The following is a 20,531-nucleotide window of genomic DNA, read 5'->3' on the forward strand; positions in this document are numbered from 1 at the left end:
TTCACTCGTCATGCGGCCACAGGCCGCGCTGTGAAACAGCCAGCGACAGCGGCATCATACCGGTACCCGACAACCACCGGGCATATCGGGCCAACCGGTCAGGGTCGGTCGATGCGGCAACGCCGAGATCGCCACCGCCAGCACCACAGGGCTTGTAGACCAGCCCCAGGCGGTTTGCGCCGCGCGCGGCATGCCGGTGAGCCTCGCTGAACACTGGAATCGGCATCAAATCGTTCATTTTACCCATAATCCGACCGTAGACACCGATCTGTTCAACCAATTCAGCGGTATCGTTGTCTGCCACCGCCCGCCGGCCGCTACTGGCCGACGCGGCCATCTCGCGAATCAGCCCGGCTACCGCAGCCGGATTCCGCCGTCGCGCCTCAGCCCAGTGGCCGAGCAGCATCTTGGTTGAGGCCGGCCGGCCAGTCCACACAAACCGCATGGCGAGACCTTTCGGCAGATTTCGACGCTCCAGCATCACCGAATCACCTCGCAACTGATAGTCAACCAGCCCGCCGGCCAGACTGGCGGCAAGATCAATGCCGCTGGCATGGCCACCCTGAACGCCGCACACCGTTCGGCGCAATCGCTCTACCCGCGTTGCGAACGACTCGACATGCTCGCCGGACACAGGGAACGCGCGGCGCAACGCGGCATCCACCGCCACCGTCAGCGCCGCGCTCGAGCCCAGACCGAGCTTGGTCATCTCGTTACCCCGGCGCATGAACAGCGCTTCGGTATCGATGGTCAGCTCGAAACCCGACAGCCGGGCGCCCCGCTGGATCCGATCCGACAGCAGACGTTCGACCAGACCGGCTGTGGTGACAAATGCGCCGCGGTGCGGCGTCTTCCAGCGCATGTTGCCGACTGGCGACAGCTCGAAGCAGACTGGCGGAATGGCCAGCTGCAGTGCGCAGATTCTGCCGGAACTGCCCGGCAGGACACGCAAGTTTACGCGTGCGTGCCGATCGACGGCCATGGCCAGTCCGCCGACCCCCTCCAGGACTGCGTACTCGCCAAGCAGCACCACCTTGCCGGGCGCCTCAGCCTCGATGCCCCCGCTCACCCGAGCACCGCCGCACCGGCACCGAGGCCGACCTGCCGGATGCCGATCACGCCGGCCACATCCGACAGCGCTTCGGCCACCTGCTGTCCGCAACCGGGCAAACACACGGCCTTGAGCTGGGGACCGGCATCAATGGTGAAGAACACGCCGCATCCGGACACGCGCATTTCTCGCACGCGCTGCATGGCGGCCAGCGTTGCCGCATTCCAATACACCAGCCCGGGCCGGGCCGCCATCATCGAGGCATGCATTTTCAGCGCGCTGTGCTCGGATACCTCGGCCAGCCGTTCAAAATCACGCCGGACAATGGCGTCCCGGGCAGCTTCCAGGTCGGCCGGCACCGACGCCACCCAGGCGGGGTAAAAGGGCGAGGTGTGCATCGTGTGGTACATGCCATCGCGCGAACTCACGGCCTTGCTGGCGGTGTCCGTGACGGCCACCACCACCTCCAGCGGCCACTCGGCAGCCTCGAGCAGGGGCCGGGCCACCGCATCGGACCCGTCGGCGTGCTCGCCGGCGGTCATCTCGACGAAGCCGCCGAATATCGACCGGGCCGCCGATCCGGATCCGCGACGCGCCAGCTCCGACAACCTGGCGGCCGGCCATTCCAGCTCGAAAGCGTGCGTCGCGGCGACGACCAGGGCGGCAAAGCCCGATGCCGATGACGCCAGGCCCGCGCCGGTAGGAAAGGTGTTGCTGCTCTCAACGCGGCAGAACGTCGCGATACCGGCCTGCGCGCGGATCAGGTCCAACACTGCGCTGACCCGCTCAACCGGTTGTTCGTCCCCGTCGATCAACAGGCAGTCGGCTTTCAGGGCAGGGTCCGGAATGACCGTCGTACGCGTCTCCAGTCCGGCCAGCGTGACCGAGATCGAACCGGCCGCCGGCAGGTTGAGCCGCCGATCGCGCTTGCCCCAGTACTTGACCAGCGCGATGTTTGCGCCGGCCCGGGCGGTCGCTTCCTTCATCAGGCATGAGTTCCGAATACTGCGCCAGGGGCCATGATAAGCGCTCGCGGACTGGCATGGCAGGACCCGTCGCGAACAAGCACAAGGCCACTGCCCGGGCCGCGCGCAGCGCGACTCGGATTCAGCGGCTCACGCGACTCGTGGCTTACGACCCGGTCGGAATGACAAGCACCGCCCCCGGATGAATCACATCGCCCTCCAGATCGTTGGCCTGTCGGAGCCGGGCCACGCTGGTGCGGTACTTCTGCGCAATCACGCCCAGGGTGTCACCGCGCTGGACAACATGACGATCCACCGGCCGATTGGCGGCGATCCAGGTGCCCCGCGGGGCGGTTTCATGGAAGTGGGCGCGAACGCCGTCGAGGACTGCTTGTGCGATGGCGCTACGGTGGGACTGTGAAGTGAGGTTCTGCTCATCCTGCGGATTGCTGATGAAACCGACCTCGACCAGCACGCTGGGCACGTCCGGCGAACGCAGCACAACGAAGTTGGCGCGCTCGACCCGCGACCGATGACGCTTGCCAACGCGGGCGAGGCGCTGCAGGATCTGTTCGGCGGCGGCATTGCTGTACTCGAGCGCAACCGATTGCGACAGATCAAGCAGCACCGAACTGAGTACATCATCGCCCCGATCGAGCTTGACCCCGCCAACCAGGTCAGCGCGGTTTTCGCTTCTGGCCAGAAGGCGCGCCGCCTCACTGGAGGCACCCCGCCGCGACAGCACGTAGACCGAACTGCCGCGCACGCGAAAATCGCGAAAGGCATCGGCATGAAGCGACAGGAAGAGGTCCGCTTCGGCCTTGCGGGCCCGATCATAGCGCTCATGCAACGGGACGTAGTAGTCACCGGTTCGAATCAGCACGGCCTGCATGCCCGGCTCATCATTGATGCGTCGCTCCAGATCACGCGCCAGTGCAAGCGTGACCGTCTTTTCATAGGTGCCTGAAGGACCGATTGCACCCGGGTCTTCACCCCCATGGCCGGCATCGATTGCAACGATCATGTCGCGCTGTCCATCCCGCGCCGACCGGACCGCTTCACGCACGCGCTCGCCCGGCGATTGAGCGCCTTCCGGGTAGAGGTCGATGACCAGGCGATGACCGTACTTGCCGGCCGGATCGAGCAGGAAACTCTGCGGTCGGGCCGCTGCATCTAGGTCAAACACAACTCGCAGGTCGTGCCCGCCCTGGATTCCGTGACGCACCCCGGCGATTACGCCGCTGTGCTCCTCATCAATAGCCAGATCACTGCCGAGACCCACCCGTTCGATGTCGACCACCACACGCGCCGGATTGTCGAGCGTGAACAGGCGATATTCCACGCGCTGGTCCAGGTCCAGCACCGCTCGCGTGCTGTCCGGGCCCGCCCAGACGCGAAGGTTGCGGACCTCGCCGGCGGTTGCAGCACCGGCCGACACGACCCCGAGCAGCGCGATGGCAATGGTCCAATTCCGCATCGTTGACCCCGATACAGCTTGACGGTTGCGCTAATCATGCACGCTTGAATGTGAAATTTCAAGCGAAAACGGAAGGATACGAAAACTTCCAAGAACTGTTATTGAATCGGATTGCGCCCACGAACGGGCCCATCCCAGACGCGGCACTCACGCCGTTTCGACGCGGATATTGAGTAGCCGCTGGAGTGCCGGCCGGCGTTCCGGGGTGAGAATGTCGGCGAGCGTGTAGGCCTCCAGGACGCCGAGAAAGGCCTGTCGCGCTTCATCGAGCATTCCGGCCAGCCGGCAGGCTTCGGTGATTGCGCACCGGTTGCCTTCGCGCATGCATTCGACCAGCCCCAGATCAGGTTCCATCACACGCACGATGCGGCCAACGTTGAGCTGCCTGGGAGCAGCGGCCAGCATCAGCCCGCCGCCAACACCCCGGGCCGATTCAACATAACCCTCGGCAGCCAGCTGCTGAACCACCTTCATCAGGTGATTTCGCGAAATCGCATAAGCCTCGGAGATTTCCCGAATGGTGCAACGGCGATCGCCATTGAGCCCGAGATAGATGAGCACGCGCAGCGAGAAATCAGTGTACTGGGTTAAACGCATGGCCGGAATACTAAACTTGAGAACTCATGTTTCAGTATAGTGGATTACACGTAGCGGCCGATTCACCGCGCGTGCAGTTGACCGTAAGGAGTCTCTGGAGCCGAATATGAACAATGCGACGCGCAACCGCATATCGCCAACCCATGAAGTCATCAACCAGCCCGATCCGCTGAGCGATTACAACCCCTTTGACCAGCACCCTGCGCTGCGCGAAACCCTGCAGCGCGAAGGCGGCGGCCGCTATGCCGAGCAGGTGCGCGACTACGGCGCCCTCGCTGCCGACGAAGTCGCTCGTCTGGGCTTTGAAGCCAATCGCCATGCACCCGAGCTGGATACGCACGATCGATTTGGTCACCGTATCGACCAGGTCAACTACCATCCGGCCTACCACCAGCTGATGGCGCTGGGCATCGGCCACGGACTGTCGGCCCTGACCTGGAGCGGCGAACCCGGGGCTCGCGTCGCCCGCTCGGCCATGATCTATCTACATAACCGATTCGAAGCGGGCACCATGTGCCCCATGACCATGACCCACGCGGTCCTGGCGTCCCTGCGGTTGCAGCCCGACGTCGCCGAGCAATGGCAGCCGCGCGTGCTGGCGGCAACGTACGATCAGCGATTCTTGCCGGCCGAACAAAAACAGGGCGCCACCCTGGGCATGGCCATGACCGAAAAACAGGGCGGTTCAGATGTTCGCGCCAACACCACCCGCGCCGCGCCACTGGCGACACGGGGACCGGGACAGGAGTATCTACTGGTCGGCCACAAGTGGTTCTGCTCCGCGCCAATGTCCGACGCGTTCCTGACGCTGGCCCAGACCGAGGAAGGGCTGAGCTGTTTCCTGGTGCCCCGCTTCTGTCCGGACGGCAGCGTCAACCCGTTCCATCTCATTCGTCTCAAGGACAAGCTCGGCAACCGCTCCAACGCCTCGGCCGAGGTCGAGTTTCCGGGCACCTGGGGCGTGATGGTGGGCGAGCCTGGCCGCGGCGTGGCCACCATCATCCGCATGGTCGCCGAGACCCGCCTCGACTGCGCCATCGGCTCGGCCTCGCTGATGCACCAGGCCCTTTCCGAGGCGATTCATCACTGTGACGGCCGGCAGGCCTTTGGCCGGTGCCTCAGCGCTCAGCCCCTGATGCAGAACGTGCTTGCCGACATGGCGCTTGAAAGCGAAGCAGCGCTGGTTTTGGCCCTGCACCTGGCCGGCCGCTTCGAGCGCGCCGGCACCGACGCAGCCTCGGAACGGATCGCCCGGCTGGCCACGCCGGTAGCCAAGTACTGGTTGTGCAAACGTGCCGTCGGGCTGTGCTACGAGGCCATGGAATGCCTTGGCGGCAATGGCTATGTCGAGGAATCCATGCTTCCGCGGCTGTTTCGCGAGGCACCGGTCAACGCCATTTGGGAAGGCTCCGGCAATATTCAGTGCCTCGACGTACTTCGGGCGATTGACCGTGAACCTGAAACCATCGACGCGTTTCGCGATTTCGTCGAACCGCATGCCGGTGACCACCCGGCACTGGCTGCTGCTCTCAAAGAGATCGGGCAGATGCTGGGCAACAGCGAGCGAGCGGAGTTCGAGGCGCGCCGGATGGTCGAGGCGATTGCCGTAACGCTGCAGGCGGCAGTTCTGCTCGAGGCCGGCAATGACACGGTTGCGGAGACGTTTATCGTCGCCCGGCTGGTCCACGGTAATCGCGGTGGCCTGTTCGGCAATCTGGGGCCGGACGCGCCGCTCGAAGCGCTGGTCGCACGGTCTCGCCCCGGCGGGCACTGACCCTGATTCCGGGCGCATGATGCAGGCAGATGTTATCCTAATGCGTTCATTTTACGTTTCAGGTTTTACATGCAGATTGCCAACAACACCGTCGTGTCGATCGACTACACCCTGACCGGCGACGACGGTCAGGTTATCGATAGCTCCGAAGGACGCGAACCACTGGTTTACCTCCACGGCCACCAGAACATCATTCCGGGCCTGGAAAAGGCCATCGAAGGCAAGACCGAGGGCGATGAGCTGGAAGTCGCCGTCGAGCCCGAGGAAGGCTACGGCCCCTACCGCGACGAGCTGGTTCAGGCTGTACCGCGCGAGGCCTTTGCCGGTGTCGACAAGGTCGAGCCCGGCATGAGCTTCCGGGCCGAATCGAATGCCGGCCCGATGACCGTCGTGGTGCGCGAGGTCGGCGATGACACCGTCACCGTGGACGGCAACCACATGCTGGCCGGCCAGGTACTCAAGTTCAGCGTCGCTGTAAGAAGCGTGCGTGAGGCCACCGAAACCGAAATCCAGCAAGGCACTGCCGAGGCAGCCTGAGGCCTCATGCAGTACACGCCGGGCCTTCCGCGGAAGGCCCTTGCGCCGAACACTTACACCCGTCATCCTCGCCCGTGCCATGCCACGGACGCATCAGGCAAGCTGAATATGGCGCGATTCAGGGGTGCTTTTTAAGGCAGCACATGCCCGGCGCCATGAGCTCATGCTCAGGCCGATGTAGAAGGTCTGCCCGAACGAGGAGCTCAAGGCCGCCAGGAAGGCGAAACGGCCGGCCGGGGGAATCCCGGCCGGGCTCGCCGGATCTTGCGCTGCGCCCGCCCTGTTCATCACTCAATGTCACCCGGACCCGATCGGGTGCCGGCCAATCTCCAGGGCCGACACCCTGCACCATCCCGGCACAGACGATCCAATCAGAAACGCCTGCTCAAACGCAGCCAGAAACTGCGGCCCGGTTCGGCAATCCGCGAGGCGGCCGCGCCGAGGTCGGCTGAGCCGCGCTGCAGGTGCCCGGTGTAGTAGCGGTCGAACAGGTTGTCGATGCCGCCGGTCAGTGTCCAGGCCCGGCCGAAGTGACGGCCGCCGTAGACCGACAAGACCGCAAAGCCCGGGGTTTCGGCGGTGTCGAGCGAGTAGATCGTGCCGTGGCCGGCATGGATGCGATCCTGGCTGGCCACCGCTCGCCACAGCGCGCCGCCGAACCAGCGCCCGTCATCGAAGTCGAGCCCGAGGGTGCCCTCCAGCGGCGGCGTCTGCGCCAGCGGCCGGTCGTCGCTGTCGTTGTCGCTGCGCACCCAGGCCAGGGTGCCGACCACCGCCAGCTGCTGGGTGATCCGGTAGCGCACATCGGCCTCGCCGCCGTAGGTGCCGGCCTCGGCGTTGCGCGCTTCCGCCCCGGGCTGGCCGGGCGCCGCGATCAGGATGAAATCTTCGAACTCGCCGTAGAACAGCGCCAGATTGGCGGTCAGGCGCGGCCCCTCGTAGCGGGCTCCGAGGTCGAACTGCGTCAGCACCTCGTTTTCCAGGGCGAAGACCCGCCGGCGTTCCCAGAAGTCCGGTGATCGCTCGGCCCGCCCGAGCCCGGCGTAGAAAGTGACCGGGCGGCTGGCAAGCTGGTGGCTGTAGCGAACGAAACCGCTCACGCGGTCGTCACTGTCTTCGGTTCCCGGCGCCACGCCGCCGAAACCGTCTTCGCTCAGCGCTTCGACTTGGCCGTGATCGACGCGCAGGCCGAAGGTGACGCGGCCGCGCGGCGAAACGCGCCGGGACGCTTCGACGAAGGCGCCGAAATCGGTGAACTCGGCGTTGTCCTCGCGCGGCACGCTGCCGAAGCGCTCGACAGCCGGCCCCATCAGCGAATTGTTGGCGTGCAGATTGTCGCTCCAGTCGAGGCCGGCGCTGAGCAGCCAGTCTCGCGCCGGCTGGAACTCGGCGTTCAGGCGCGCCCCGCGCGTGCGCCGGTCGGGGTAGCCGACCATCGGCATCATCGGCGGCTCGCGCAGGGTGTAGTTGTCCATGACGTGGTCGACGTAATTGTAATAGGCCATGAACTCCAGCTCGCGCCACCAGTCGCTGAGGTTCGCGCGCCGGGCGCGCAGGCTGTAGCCGCTGCGGCCGAAGCGCGTCCCGTCCATCTTCCGGTCGTCGTAGGCGGCCTCGCCGTCGCTGCGGTCGATGCTCGCCTCGACGAGGGTGTTTTCGTCCGGCGTCCAGCCGAACACGCCGCCGGCGCTCCAGCGCTGGTAGCGCGAATGCACCTCCCGGCCATTGCCGTCGCTGTAGTCGTCCTGCTCGGAGAAGGTGCCGGTCAGGCGTGCATAGGCGCTTTCAGAACCAGCAGTCACCTCACCGACCCCGTCCCGGCGGCCGAAACGTCCCACGGTGGTCGAGCCATAGCCCCTGATTTCGGGGTCGTCGAAGCGGGGCGTATCGCGGTCGAAGTGCACCACGCCGCTGGCCGAGGCGCCGTAGCGCACCGACTGCGGGCCCTTGATGACTTCGATGCGGTCGAAGGACTCCGGGTAGACGTAGGCCGTGGGCGGGTCCATGCGCCCGCCGCAGCCGCCGAGGATGGCGGCGTCGTCGAGCAGGATGTTCAGGCGCGAACCGCCCAGTCCGCGCAGTTCAGGGTCGCCGCTGGTGCCGCCCTTGCGGCTGAGCGAGAAGCCGGGGATGGACTTCAGGTAAGAACCGCCATCGTGCGCCGGCAGCGGCAAACGCGGCTGTCGCGGATCGCTGCTGACGCTGTAGGGATCGGTCATCAGTGCGGTCGTGACCACCACGGGCTCGAGCACGAGCGGCCACGCTGGCTCGAGCTTTACGCCGGCTTGATCCGCGGTCTCGACGACCTCGGCGTCGACCGGGCGGTCGTCGTCGGCCCAGGCCGACAGACATGCGAGGGCGGCGAGCAGGCCGCCCGAGATCTGCTTGTTCATCGATTTGTTCCTCTTGCAATGATGGGCCGGCCGGCTCGCGGAGAACCGGCCGATTCATTCGGGTTCGTTCAGCTGGTGCAAGAGGGGGCAGGTGGGGCGCGGGCCGGCGGCAAGGGCGGCGGCCCGCGTTCGCTGCATTGCGTTACCGGACGCTCGGGTAGCCACCGCGGAAAAGCCGCCTGGACCCGCATCGGCCCGGGATGCAGAAGGACGGCGGTGAAAAATGCCCACGCCCAGGGACACTCGGAAGATGACTGCTCGCTTTCGACGATCTCTCCGGACTCCGGATCGACCGTGACTACGATCATGCCCTCTGGCGTACACAAGCGGATACCGCTGGTGTCCGATGGCATATAGCCGTTGCCAATCAGTGACCGCGCCGCAAGAGCAATCAGCAGCAGCACGATCAACAACGGCCGGTTACGGGTGGACATCAGAACTTGAGGTGTCGTCGCCAACAGCGCAGAGCGGGAGTCATGAGTATAGGGAAAACGCATCGGCGCTTGCTTGACCGCCGTCAGCTTCGCTGACACTATGCCAACCTGGAGTGTCCAGCGAGCACATGCGGAGTGGACACATCGAGGGTTATCAACTGCCTGCGGGCCGGGAAACGATGGACATGCCAGATTCCGGCAGTTCACCTGAACAGGAGGGGCTAGAGCGCTTGCAGCGTGATGGCGGCCTGGCCGTTGTGGACGACGCAGGTGGCCTGTGCCACGCCAGCCGGGGACTGGTGAATTTGCTGGGGTCAGACTCCGGTAAGCTGGCAGGCCAGGCGTTCGGCCACCTTCTCCTCAACGGCGGCGACTCGGCGCTGGTGGAGCAACTGAATCGGCTTTTCGCCGGCCAGGAACCCGCCCGACGGATCAAAGCCCGCCTGCGTCGCGCCGACGGCAGTCTGATTGACGTGCGCATCGAGCTGTCACCGTTCAGCCATAACAAGGACCGGTTCGCGCTGATGCGAATCGAGCGCATCGTCGAGCAGGATGACGACTACAGCGAAAGACGCCATGACCGGCTTTTCCGCCAGGTCTTCGAGGCCTCGGAAGACGCCGTGTTGCTGATCGACGGAGATCAGTTCATTGACTGCAATCCGGCCGCGGTGCGCATGCTGCGCTGCCAGAGCAAGCGCGACATCCTGCCCGTGCCACCCTGGGGCGTATCGCCGGAGTACCAGCCCGACGGACGGCCGTCTGCCGAAAAGGCCCTCGAAATGATTCGCACAGCGCAAGAAAACAGCTTTCACCGATTCGAATGGGTGCACAAACGTTCCGACGGCGAGGATTTCCCGGTGGAAGTCACCCTCACGCCGATCGAGCTCGACGGGCGCGAAATCATTCATACCGTCTGGAACGACATCACCGAGCGCAAGCGCAACGAAAAGAAGATCGAACGCCTGGCGCGTTACGACCTGCTGACCGACCTGCCCAATCGCCGACTGCTGCAGGAAAACGCCACCGGCATGATCGAGTCCTGCAGTCGGCAGGGCAAGCCGCTGGGCGTCATGTACATGGACCTGGATCGCTTCAAGGATATCAACGACACCCAGGGTCACGAAATGGGTGACCGCGTGTTGACCGAGGTCGCGCGGCGCCTGCGCACCTGCCTGCGTGAGACCGACACGGTTGCAAGGCTTGGCGGCGATGAGTTTGCGTTTCTGCTGCCCGATACAGACATTGAGCGCATGCACAGTGTGGCGGGCCGCATCGTGGAGGCGCTCGAAGCGCCCTTCCAGATCAGCGGCATGAGTACCCGCATCAGTGCCAGCATTGGCATGGTCAGCTTTCCGGAACACGGCACCACGCTGGCCGAATTACTCAAGCATGCGGATATCGCGATGTATCGCGCCAAGGACCAGCACAGCGGCTGCTGTCTGTTTCAACCGGAACAGGCCTCCAATGTCCTTGAGCGCGTCAATCTCGAGCGCGAGTTGCGCCAGGCCATTGACAGCGGCAAGATCATCCCGTATTACCAGCCCATCGTCGAAGCGCATTCCGGCCGGATCTGCTGCCTTGAAGTACTGGCGCGCTGGCCACGGCCCGGCGATGAGCAGATTCCTCCGGATGTATTCATTCCGATGGCTGAGGCAACCGGTCTGATCAACCCGCTTGGCGCCAGCATGCTCGAGCAGGTCTGTCGCCAGGTCGAGCGCTGGCGCGGGCGCGGAATGGATGTGCGAGTTTCGCTCAATCTCTCGGCCCAGGAACTGGAGCTGCCGCAGCTGACCGCCGGGCTACTCACCACCCTCGAACAGCACGGACTCGACGGGAGAGTGATCGAGATCGAACTCACCGAGAGCACGGTCATGAGCAACGCCACACAGAACGTTGCCAAGCTGGCCGAGCTCAAGGCGCACCATATCCGGGTATCGATTGATGACTTCGGAACCGGGTACTCCTCACTGAGTCAGCTCAAGAAACTGCCGGTCGACACGCTCAAAATCGACCAGTCGTTCGTGCGCGACATGGTTGACGATCCAGCCGACGCCAACATTGTCGAGACCATCGTTCTGCTGGCCCGCGCGATGGGGCTGAAGACCATCGCCGAGGGCATAGAGACCGAAGCGCAGTTCCGGGCGGCCCGCGACATGGGCTGCGACATGGTCCAGGGCTACCTGTTTGCCAGGCCACTCGCCCCGGAGATGCTGGAGCCGATCCTGAAGCAGGGACGAATTGAGCTGCCGAAAGGGTACGGTGCTTCTCAATGAGTCGACCCGGTCCGATGGGCCACTGACTCTGTGGTTTGGTCCAGTTGGCCGGTTCCCGGCTCTATTGTCCGCGGTTGATCTTGCGCAGCTGACGCCTTTCGCGCTTGTCCGGCCGCCGGGCCGTTGCCGCACCGGCTGATCGCTCCAGGCGTCGCTCTTCCAGCTTCCGCTCGCGCGCGATTCGGCCGGCCTCGGTCTCGGTGTACATGGCCTGTGCCAGGGGCGCGGACACGCGCTTCTCGCCAATTTCGGCGACGACGATCTCGAAGCGCAGATCGCCTTTGGTGATCTCGAGTCGATCGCCACAACGGACCAGACGGGAAGCCTTTGGCGAAGCGCCGTTGATTGCGATCTTGCCACCCCGGATCGCTTGCTGGGCCTGTCCGCGCGTTTTGAAAAAGCGTGTCGCCCAGAGCCATTTGTCAAGTCGTACGGCTTCTGCCATGTCTGTGCGTCCGTTCGTACCAGTGTACAGGGTCGGAGAGCGTCCCGGCACGTGTGCCGACCCCGAGCCTCGTCCGTCGGGGACGCGGCCCCGACCTACTTTATGGAGGGAACCCCGTTCGTGGGCCGACGTCGGATCCGCGACGGGTCGGAGAGCGTCCCGGCACGTGTGCCGACCCCGAGCCTCGTCCGTCGGGGACGCGGCCCCGACCTACGTCACAGCTCCCCTTACCCGTCATTCCCTTCAAGCCGCTTCAGGCGTTCGTTGATGGCGCGCAACTCGGCCAGCAGCGCTCGCCGCTCCAGGTCCTCCTCGTCCTGGTGGATCGACTGGGTCGCGGTCACGATAATCGCGATGAACAGGTTGAGCACCATGAAGCTCGAGACCAGGATAAAGGGCACGAAATAGGCCCAGACCCAGGGATAGGCTTCCATCATCGGCCGGGCGATGCCCGACGACCAGGACTCGAGCGTCATGATCTGGAACAGCGCGAACAGGCTGCGGCCCAGGCTACCCCAGTACTCGGGGAACTGCTGCCCGAAGAGCATCGTGCCCATCACGGCAAAAACATAGAAGACCAGCATCAGCAACAGTGCTGTCCAGCCCATGCCCGGCAGGGCGCGCAGCAGCGACTCGATGATCACCCGCAGCTTGGGAACCTGGGAGAGCAGGCGAAGCACCCGCAGCACACGCAGGGCACGCAGGATCTCCAGTGGGCCGGCCGTCGGCACCAGCGAGATGCCCACGACGAAAAAATCGAACAGGTTCCAGCCGGACTTGAAAAAACGCGGCCCGAAGGCGACGAGCTTGAGCGCGATCTCGATGACGAACGCGCCGAGGATGGCCGTATTGAGGGCGACGAGCACCTCGCCGAAGCGCGCCATCACGGCCGGAGAAGTCTCCAGGCCGAGAACGACGGCGTTGACGATGATCAGCGCGATGATGAAACGACTGAAGGCCGGCCCCTCGACCCGGCGGGCCAGGCGCTCGCGCCAGCCCGTGGCGGCCAGCGCGAGCGCCTCGCCGTCAGACCGAGGCGGCATGGTCGTCCTTGTCCCCGCCACCCTTGCCGAGTGCATCGACCAGGAGGGTATTGACCCGGCGGACGTAGCCGGCTGGATCCGCCAACTCACCCCCCTCGGCCAGCAGGGCCTGGTCGAACAGCAACTGCGCGAGTTCACCGAAGCGTTTTTCGCTGTCCACAGCATTCATCATCGCCAGCAGCGGATGGTCAGCGTTGATCTCGAGGTTCGGCTTGCTATCCGGCACATCCTGGCCAGCCTGCCGAAGCATTTTCTGCATTTGCAGGCTCATGGCATTATCATCGGTGACGACCACGCCGGGCGAGTCGGTCAGGCGGGAACCGGCAATCACGTTTCCGACCTGCTCGCCCAGCGCCTTCTTGATCCGTCCGGCGAGCTTCTTTGCCGCCTCATCCGGCTCGGGCTGCGCTCCATCCAGATCAAGCCTGGCGCTGGCGGCGGACTTGAGTGACTTGCCCTTGTACTCGTTCAGGTGGGCGACCAGCCACTCGTCGATACGGTCGGTCAGCAGCAGCACCTCGACGCCGCGCTTCCGGAAAGCTTCCAGATGCGGCGAGTTCTGCGCCACTTTCAGACTGTCTGCCGTGAGATACCAGATGGTGTCCTGGTCTTTGGCCATGTTGCCGATGTAGGTATCCAACCCGACGGTCTCGCGGTCAGACCCGCTCGACGCAAAACGCAGCAGCGAAGCGATCCGCTCGCGCTGCTCCAAGTCCTCGATCACGCCTTCCTTGAGCACGCTGCCGAAGGTGTTCCAGAACTTCTCCCAGGACTCGCCACCTTCCCCGGCCAGCTTTTCGATCAAATCGAGCGAGCGCTTGATCACTGCCGCCCGGATCTTCCGAACCAGCGGATTGTCCTGCAGGATTTCGCGCGAGATATTGAGCGGCAGATCGGCCGAGTCGATCACCCCCCGCATGAAGCGCAGGTAGCGCGGCACGACCTGTTCGGCGGCGTCCATGATGAACACCCGCTGGATATAGAGTTTCACGCCCTCGCGCTCGTCGCGGTTGATCAGCATATCGAACGGCGCCTGCGACGGCAGGTAGAGCAGCAGGCTGTAGCGCTGACTGCCCTCGACGTGGTGATGCGCAAAGCTCAGCGGCTTTTCCGGATCACCGGTCAGGCTGGAATAGAACTCCTGATACTCCTGCTCGCTGATCTCCGCCTTCGCGCGCGCCCACAGCGCCTTGGACTCATTGACCGTCTCGGCATCATCTTCCTTGCCGGCCTCGACCAGACGAATCGGAAAGGCGATGTGGTTGGAGTAGTGGCGAATGATCCGCTTGAGCTGCCATTGGGAGAGCAGATCCGCATGATCGTCGCGCATTTTCAGGGTAATGGTCGTGCCCTGGGCCTCGCGTTCGACGGGCTCGAGCCGATACTCGCCCTCGCCCGTGGAGGTCCAGCGAACGCCGCTGGCTGCCGGCTCGTCGGCACGGCGCGTCTCCACGGTCACCTCGGCGGCGACGATGAAAGCCGAGTAGAAACCAACGCCGAACTGGCCGATCAGCGAAGCATCCTGCTGCTTGTCGCCTGAAAGCGATTCCAGAAATTGCCTCGTCCCCGACCGCGCAATGGTGCCAAGATTGGCAATCACTTCCTCGCGGTTCATGCCGATTCCGCGATCGGCCACCGTCAGCGTACCCGCCTGCGCGTCAAAACGGACCTCGATTGCAAGATCCTGATCGAGCCCCTTGAGCGCATCGCTGGTCAGCGCCTCGAACCTGAGCTTGTCGTTGGCATCCGACGCGTTGGAAATCAGCTCGCGCAGAAAAATCTCGCGGTTGGAATACAGCGCGTTGACCATCAGCTTGAGCAGCTGATGGACCTCCGTGTCGAAACGACGGGTTTCCGGGGCGGTTGCGTCACTCATGGCAGCATCAGGCAATTATGAAAATCCAGTGCTGCAGATGGGCGCAAACGCCCCGCGTTTCAAGCTCAGTCCAGCCCAAGGACCTCCTTGCCCTGCCTGAACACGACGTCGACCGGTATGCCGGCCTCATCGATGCGATCCAGGTCCGACTGCAGCTGTACGCCAATCAGGCCCAGCTCGTCGAGCATCCGCCCGGCCTTGTCGTAGTCGCCGTCGCCCTGCATGACCAGGATCTCCCGCGAGAGCGCATCGATGGCCTCGCTGAAGCGCCCAGGCACGACTCGGTAGTGGCCGCTGTCGTCGCGCTCGAACGCGCCCAGATCGTGAAAGTAGTTGAAACGCATCATGTTGGCCCGGCCGTGGGCGCTGGATGCTCCGAAGCGCACGCTGCGGAAGATACTGGCCAGAAAGGTGACGTAGTAATCCATGATATCGCCCTCGATCTCACCGGCCCGGTGCAGTTCCCGCACCATATACAGACCCAGTACGTCGGCCTTGCCTTCCTCATGCGGGCTGGCGTGTTCCCTGAGGGCGGCGCGCACCGTGTCCTCTCCCGAGACCAGATTCTTGATCCCCAGCCCGTGAGCGACTTCGTGGAACATCGTATTGCCAAAGAAGGCATCGAAGGTGATGTGCTGGCGCTGATCCTCGGCGATAACCACATCGGCAATCGGCACCAGGATTCTGTCAAACTTGGCGCGCATGGCGTTTTTGAGCTGTGAGCGGCGCGTACCCTTGGCCAGCTGCACCTCCTCGTCGTTGGGCAGGTTGACGGCGATGGTCTTGGAGCCGGCGTTGGAATCGCCGGCGTAGTAGACAGCGTCATAGGCGTTGAGCTCGGCATCGCTGCCCGGCTGCTCGGCACGATAGTCAGTCGGCACAGGCAGGTTGCGCTGCAGCTCGGGCAGGAAATCGGCGAAGCGTGCCAGGCGCTCGCTCCACTCGAGATCCTTGATCAGCACATACGATTCAAACGCAGCCTTGTAGCCGTAGCGCTGATCCTCGTAGGTTTCAATCGGTCCGTAGATCAGCTCTATTTCATTATCCCTGACATCCATCCAGGCCATGTCGGAGGGCTGGTAGTTGTCGCTGAGCAGCGCCTCGGCCCGCAAGCGCAGATAGTCGGCAAAGGCATCGCTTTCGGCCAGCCGGGCAGCCTGTCGGAGCAGTTCGGCAGCACGCTCAAGTTCCTTGGAAAAAGCCTCGTGATAGGGCACGACCACCAGCTCGCCGGCCGCGTCGCGGCGGATCAGGGTATAGAGATCATCCTTTCGCTCATCGTCCAGGGCCTCGAACTCGGCGTCGCTCATGTCGGCCGGATAGAAATTGGCGCCGGCTGGCTTCGGACCGTACCCGGGTACGAACGGCCGGTTGCCGGCCAGCCGGTCCCACGGGCCGTAGTTGATCCGGGCAAAGCGGCGCATGCGTTCATCATCGATTCCGTCGAGAAGCGCCCCGCGATCACCAAAGGCCTGGCGCCAGAACAGATCGTCCATGATCTCGCTGGCTTCGATCAGCACGCCGATCATCCGGCGTTGGCCGTCGGTCAGATGCGACAGATCGGCCTCGAGCGTGTACTCGACGTAGATCTCGGGGCGAGGTGCCGCAACGTTCGTCGCGGATTCATCACCGGCTTCGCCCGATTGCTCGGCGACAGTCGATTCGACCGGCTCGGCCACCCGCGACTCGGCCGCACCATCGGGTCGTGAATCGTCCTGACAGCCAGCCAGCATCAGGGCCAGCGCGACTGGAAGACTGAATCTCAACAACATCGGAGCCTGCTCCTTGCTTGCAACAGACGCCATTCTAGCCGCTATCGACCCGATCAGCGGCGACCCTGAGGCTCCGGGCAAATGCAGCACGGTTCTTACACTGGCCCGGCCATGACCGTGGGCCTTGCCCGTCGGTCGATCCGCATTTGCATCCTGGCCGCTGGCCTCGCATAATTGGCGGCCCGTCGCCCCGCGCAGCGGGAAAACTCCAAGAACCGACACAACATGCGGCAAGATCACTTCATTACCATCACCACCTACCGCGGCGCCCGGCATTTCAGGCTCAGTCATCGGGCGCGCCGACAGTTGGCGGCCGGCGCGGCCGTGCTAGCGCTGGCGCTCGTCATCGGGGCGGCAGCCATCGCAGTGCTGACCGGCCAGGTGGTCCGCATGGATGGGCAGCTTGACACGCTGAGCGCCGAACGGGACGCCGCCGTCGCGGGCCAGCAGGGCCTGGTCCGGGTTCGCGATGACCTGCAGCGCGAGCTCGATCGCCGCCAGCGCGAGCTGGCCGCGCTCGGCGCTGAGGTCGACCATATCGAGCGGCTCATCAGTCTCGAGGCTTCGCCTGAACGCTCGCTGGTCCAGCGTATTTCGGATGCCGGACAGACGGCCCTGGAAAAACGCTTGATGCTACGCTCGGTCCCAAGCGGTTTTCCGGTGACCTCGGAGACCGTAACCAGCCGTTACGGCATGCGGCTGCATCCCATTCAGGAGCGCGATGCCATGCACCATGGCGTCGACCTGCGCGCCCCGCGCGGCACGCCGATCCACGCGACCGCAGACGGCGTCGTGGAATGGGCCGCCTTCCACCGAGATTCGGGCCTGGGCAAAATGGTCAAGCTGGTCCACAACTACGGCTTTTCGACCATCTACGGGCATCTCGACCAGATCGAGGTTCACGCCGGCAGCTATGTCAAACGAGGTGATCTGCTGGGCTACTCCGGCAGCACCGGCGCATCAACCGCTGCCCACCTGCACTACGAAGTGCGCTATCTCCAGCGTCAGCTCGATCCGGCTCCATTCCTGAAATGGTCGCTGGAGGAGTATGATGGTTTGTTCACCCAGGAGGATCGAGTTCAATGGGAATCATTGGCCGAGGTCGTGCGGACAGCAACGATCGCAGCGGAACGACCGTCGTCGCAGCCGGTTCAGAGTTTGTCGGCGACATCACCCTGAGCGATAACCTGCATGTCGACGGGGCGCTCAAGGGTAGCGTGAAGTCGACAGCCGAGGTCACTGTCGGCGAACGAGGTCGCATCGAAGGCGAACTGGCCGGTGAGCGTGTGGTGATCAGTGGCCGCTTCGACGGCAGCATCCAGGCCAAGAGACTGGAGATCGTGGCCGGCGGGCAGGTCGATGGCGACGTGACCGTCGGCGAACTGGTCATCGAGCCCGGTGCGCGCTTCAACGGAAACAGCCGAATTCAGTCGCAGGACAGTCGGTCGGCCGCACACGCCAGGGCAGACCACCCAGCAGGATCGGCAAAACCCGGTCAGGATCAGGGAATCAGAGCCTCGACGACCAAGGCCTCGGAAGCCGGCTAGCCCGCATTATTCATGAATCGCCGCGATGATTGCGCAGGGGATTGTTCGCACAGCGGATTTTCCGACCGAGCGGAATACCAGGCTGTATTTCCGAGGGAGAAAAATCCGCTGTGCGGACAAGGCGCAAGCAAGGGCGCGAGTGAATTCATGAATAATGCGGGCTAGTGTATCCGGTCAGGCGGTGCTGCGCTTGCGGCTGCCGAGCTTTTCGCGGATGCGTGCCGCCTTGCCCTCGCGCTCGCGCAGGTAGAACAGCTTGGCGCGACGCACCTTGCCGCGACGCTTGACCGCGATGGACTCGATCAGCGGGCTGTAAGTCTGGAAGACGCGCTCAACGCCGGTTCCATGTGAGATCTTGCGTACCGTGAACGCCGAGTTGACGCCGCGGTTGCGCCTGGCGATCACCACGCCCTCGAATGCCTGCAGTCGCTGACGATCCCCTTCACGAACCCAGATATTGACCACCACGGTATCACCGGCAGCGAAATCGGGGATTTCACGCTCGGTCTGTTCCTGGTTGATTTCGTCGATGATATTGCTCATGGCTGTCTCTTCCTGATGATGCTCCGCTGACCCAACCCGATCAGATCAAGCGTTCAATTGTAACGTGTTTTCTAGCATTTGTCTCGGTTTTTTGCCGTCGCTACCGGTCGACGCGAAGGGTCACCCGCGCCCCGCGACTCTGTCGGTACCAGATCCGGCCGCCGACGCCGGGTGCGTTCGAGCGCCTGGGCGTGCCGCCACTGCTCGATACGGGCATGGTCGCCGCCGAGCAGCACTTCAGGCACCGATTGACCGCGCCAGCGCTCGGGCCGGGTGTAGTGGGGGCAATCCAGCAGGCCCTCGGAAAAAGAGTCCTGAGCCGCCGACAGCTCGTGCCCCAACACGCCCGGCCGCAGACGCACCACCGCGTCGATCAGGATCGCAGCAGCCGGCTCGCCACCCGACAGGACGTAGTCACCAACCGACCATTCCTCGTCGATCAGGGTTTCCATGACGCGCTCGTCGATGCCTTCGTAACGTCCGCAAACCAGGATCAGGCGCTGACGCTGCGCCAGTTCCTGCACGCCGGCCTGTTCCAGTCGGCGCCCCTGCGGACTCAGGCAGATGACCGGCGCGGGCGAATCGTCGGCAAGCGCCGCCTCGATCGCCAGTGCCAGCGGTTCGGGGCGCATCACCATGCCGGGTCCACCCCCATACGGCCGATCATCAACGCTGCGGTGCGCGCCGGGGGCATAATCACGCGGATTCCAGCATCTCAGTTCGACCTGCCCCTGCTGCAGCGCCCGGCCGGTCAACCCCAGCTGTTTGAGGCCCTGGATCCAGTCGGGAAAGAGGGTGATGACATCGATGCGGCCAATCATTCCGGCCCGACCCAGTCTGTGGGCCAGTCGACAACGATGCGGCCGGCGTCCAGATCGACCTGGCGCACGAAACGATCCGTCACAAAAGGAATCAGTACCGCCCCCGCATCATCCTGTCGAATCTCGAGTACATCGTGGGCCCCGGTTTCGAGCAGGCCGGTAACGCGTCCGTAGACATGCTGCTCAAGATTGACGACCTCCAGGCCAACCAGGTCGCTCCAGTAGTAGTGGTTATCTTCCGGTTCCGGCAGCGCATTCCGGTCCACCATGATCTCGGCATGCCCCAGCGCGGCAGCGGCTTCCGGGGAATCCACGCCTTCGATCCGCGCGACCAGCCGCGGCCCGGAACGCTGCCACTGCTCGACAACAACGGACCGACCGGACTGCCCGATCTGCCAGGGTTGATAGGAAAAGACGCGCTCTGCCGGGCGGGTAAAGGAATACACCCGCACCCAGCCGGCCACGCCCCAGGGACCGTTGAACCGGCCAATGACGACCGACTCACGCACCCCGCCGGTGTTCATCACACAGTCGGCTGAGCCGCCCGGCGTGCTTCGTTGACCAGCTTGCTGACGCGCTCCGATACCTGGGCGCCCTGCCCGACCCAGTAATCGACACGCCCGGTATCCAGGCGCAGGCGCTCTTCCTGGCCGCGCGCGACCGGGTTGAAAAAGCCCAGACGTTCAATGCTGCGACCGTCGCGGGCGTTGCGGCTGTCGGTCACCACAATGTGGTAGTAAGGCTGCTTTTTGGCGCCACCACGACTCAGACGAATCTTGACCATATCCTCTCCTGATTCACCATGGCGCCGCACCGGCACCATGGCATGTTATTGCGGAATTCGGCAAACCTGAAATCATAGCCGATTACTCAGTGTTTTGGAAGTGCCTCGATCGCCCAAAAAACTACGGCAACCGGCGACTCCCGCCGGGAAATCCGGAAATCCCCAAGCGGGCCCGCGGACGCGACGGCATGAGCTTTGC

The 20,531-nt window shown here is 64.1% G+C and carries 19 protein-coding genes; 5 read left to right on the plus strand and 14 right to left on the minus strand.

From position 1 onward, the window contains the following. Nucleotide 1: 1 nt before the first annotated feature. The 4 genes from HND55_11815 to HND55_11830 form a co-directional block, all read right to left on the minus strand. Entirely contained in the window at nucleotides 2-1,069 is a 1,068-nt protein-coding gene (locus tag HND55_11815; protein QKK03279.1) for a hypothetical protein, read from the minus strand. Further along, nucleotides 1,066-2,037, minus strand: a complete 972-nt coding sequence (mvaD, locus tag HND55_11820; protein ID QKK03280.1) for a diphosphomevalonate decarboxylase — start codon at nucleotides 2,035-2,037, stop codon at nucleotides 1,066-1,068. Before mvaD ends, HND55_11815 begins: the two co-directional genes overlap by 4 nt. A gap of 145 nt (nucleotides 2,038-2,182) precedes the next feature. Next, nucleotides 2,183-3,493 carry an AMIN domain-containing protein gene (locus HND55_11825; GenBank protein QKK03281.1) on the minus strand — a complete coding sequence of 437 codons (1,311 nt, stop codon included), beginning with the start codon at nucleotides 3,491-3,493 and terminating at the stop codon, nucleotides 2,183-2,185. Nucleotides 3,494-3,640: 147 nt separating this feature from the next. Next, the gene (locus HND55_11830) at nucleotides 3,641-4,090 is read right to left on the minus strand and encodes an Rrf2 family transcriptional regulator (GenBank protein ID QKK03282.1); all 450 of its coding nucleotides are present in this window, start codon (nucleotides 4,088-4,090) and stop codon (nucleotides 3,641-3,643) included. 106 nt (nucleotides 4,091-4,196) lie between these two features. Here HND55_11830 and HND55_11835 point away from each other — a divergent pair, with 106 nt between their 5' ends. Next, a complete protein-coding gene (locus HND55_11835) occupies nucleotides 4,197-5,864 on the plus strand; it encodes a DNA alkylation response protein (protein ID QKK03283.1) in 1,668 nt (555 codons plus the stop codon). A 69-nt stretch (nucleotides 5,865-5,933) separates the two neighbouring features. After that, entirely contained in the window at nucleotides 5,934-6,401 is a 468-nt protein-coding gene (locus HND55_11840; protein QKK03284.1) for a peptidylprolyl isomerase, read from the plus strand. A gap of 371 nt (nucleotides 6,402-6,772) precedes the next feature. On the opposite strand, the gene HND55_11845 is transcribed toward HND55_11840, so the two are convergent. Further along, nucleotides 6,773-8,794 (minus strand): TonB-dependent copper receptor, encoded by a 2,022-nt coding sequence (locus HND55_11845; protein QKK03285.1) that lies wholly within the window; start codon nucleotides 8,792-8,794, stop codon nucleotides 6,773-6,775. A 68-nt stretch (nucleotides 8,795-8,862) separates the two neighbouring features. Further along, a complete protein-coding gene (locus HND55_11850) occupies nucleotides 8,863-9,327 on the minus strand; it encodes a hypothetical protein (protein ID QKK03286.1) in 465 nt (154 codons plus the stop codon). 86 nt (nucleotides 9,328-9,413) lie between these two features. Between HND55_11850 and HND55_11855 the strand changes: the two genes are divergently transcribed. Next, a complete protein-coding gene (locus tag HND55_11855; protein ID QKK03287.1) occupies nucleotides 9,414-11,501 on the plus strand; it encodes an EAL domain-containing protein in 2,088 nt (695 codons plus the stop codon). A gap of 61 nt (nucleotides 11,502-11,562) precedes the next feature. Here HND55_11855 and HND55_11860 read toward each other — a convergent pair whose 3' ends face one another. The 4 genes from HND55_11860 to HND55_11875 form a co-directional block, all read right to left on the minus strand. After that, complete coding sequence (locus tag HND55_11860; GenBank protein ID QKK03288.1) at nucleotides 11,563-11,946, minus strand: RNA-binding protein; 384 nt, start codon at nucleotides 11,944-11,946, stop codon at nucleotides 11,563-11,565. Nucleotides 11,947-12,173: 227 nt separating this feature from the next. After that, a complete protein-coding gene (locus HND55_11865; GenBank protein QKK03289.1) occupies nucleotides 12,174-12,989 on the minus strand; it encodes an ion transporter in 816 nt (271 codons plus the stop codon). Continuing rightward, nucleotides 12,973-14,865 (minus strand): molecular chaperone HtpG, encoded by a 1,893-nt coding sequence (gene htpG / locus HND55_11870; protein ID QKK03290.1) that lies wholly within the window; start codon nucleotides 14,863-14,865, stop codon nucleotides 12,973-12,975. Before htpG ends, HND55_11865 begins: the two co-directional genes overlap by 17 nt. A gap of 65 nt (nucleotides 14,866-14,930) precedes the next feature. Next, complete coding sequence (locus tag HND55_11875) at nucleotides 14,931-16,637, minus strand: Zn-dependent hydrolase (protein QKK04094.1); 1,707 nt, start codon at nucleotides 16,635-16,637, stop codon at nucleotides 14,931-14,933. A gap of 225 nt (nucleotides 16,638-16,862) precedes the next feature. Between HND55_11875 and HND55_11880 the strand changes: the two genes are divergently transcribed. Both HND55_11880 and HND55_11885 read left to right on the plus strand, forming a co-directional pair. Continuing rightward, the gene (locus HND55_11880; protein ID QKK03291.1) at nucleotides 16,863-17,816 is read left to right on the plus strand and encodes a M23 family metallopeptidase; all 954 of its coding nucleotides are present in this window, start codon (nucleotides 16,863-16,865) and stop codon (nucleotides 17,814-17,816) included. After that, entirely contained in the window at nucleotides 17,720-18,184 is a 465-nt protein-coding gene (locus HND55_11885; protein ID QKK03292.1) for a polymer-forming cytoskeletal protein, read from the plus strand. Before HND55_11880 ends, HND55_11885 begins: the two co-directional genes overlap by 97 nt. Before the next feature lie 174 nt (nucleotides 18,185-18,358). Here HND55_11885 and rplS read toward each other — a convergent pair whose 3' ends face one another. The 4 genes from rplS to rpsP all read right to left on the minus strand — a co-directional run bounded on the left by rplS (nucleotide 18,359) and on the right by rpsP (nucleotide 20,332). Next, nucleotides 18,359-18,727, minus strand: a complete 369-nt coding sequence (gene rplS / locus HND55_11890; protein QKK03293.1) for a 50S ribosomal protein L19 — start codon at nucleotides 18,725-18,727, stop codon at nucleotides 18,359-18,361. Between the two features lie 71 nt (nucleotides 18,728-18,798). Next, nucleotides 18,799-19,548 carry a tRNA (guanosine(37)-N1)-methyltransferase TrmD gene (trmD, locus tag HND55_11895; GenBank protein QKK03294.1) on the minus strand — a complete coding sequence of 250 codons (750 nt, stop codon included), beginning with the start codon at nucleotides 19,546-19,548 and terminating at the stop codon, nucleotides 18,799-18,801. After that, the gene (gene rimM, locus HND55_11900) at nucleotides 19,545-20,072 is read right to left on the minus strand and encodes a ribosome maturation factor RimM (GenBank protein ID QKK03295.1); all 528 of its coding nucleotides are present in this window, start codon (nucleotides 20,070-20,072) and stop codon (nucleotides 19,545-19,547) included. Before rimM ends, trmD begins: the two co-directional genes overlap by 4 nt. Next, on the minus strand, nucleotides 20,072-20,332 hold the full coding sequence (rpsP, locus tag HND55_11905; GenBank protein QKK03296.1) for a 30S ribosomal protein S16: 261 nt from the start codon (nucleotides 20,330-20,332) through the stop codon (nucleotides 20,072-20,074). The genes rimM and rpsP overlap by 1 nt, the downstream gene beginning before the upstream one ends. Nucleotides 20,333-20,531: the final 199 nt, after the last annotated feature.

This window comes from Pseudomonadota bacterium (genome assembly GCA_013285445.1).
GTDB lineage: Bacteria > Pseudomonadota > Gammaproteobacteria > Xanthomonadales > Wenzhouxiangellaceae > Wenzhouxiangella.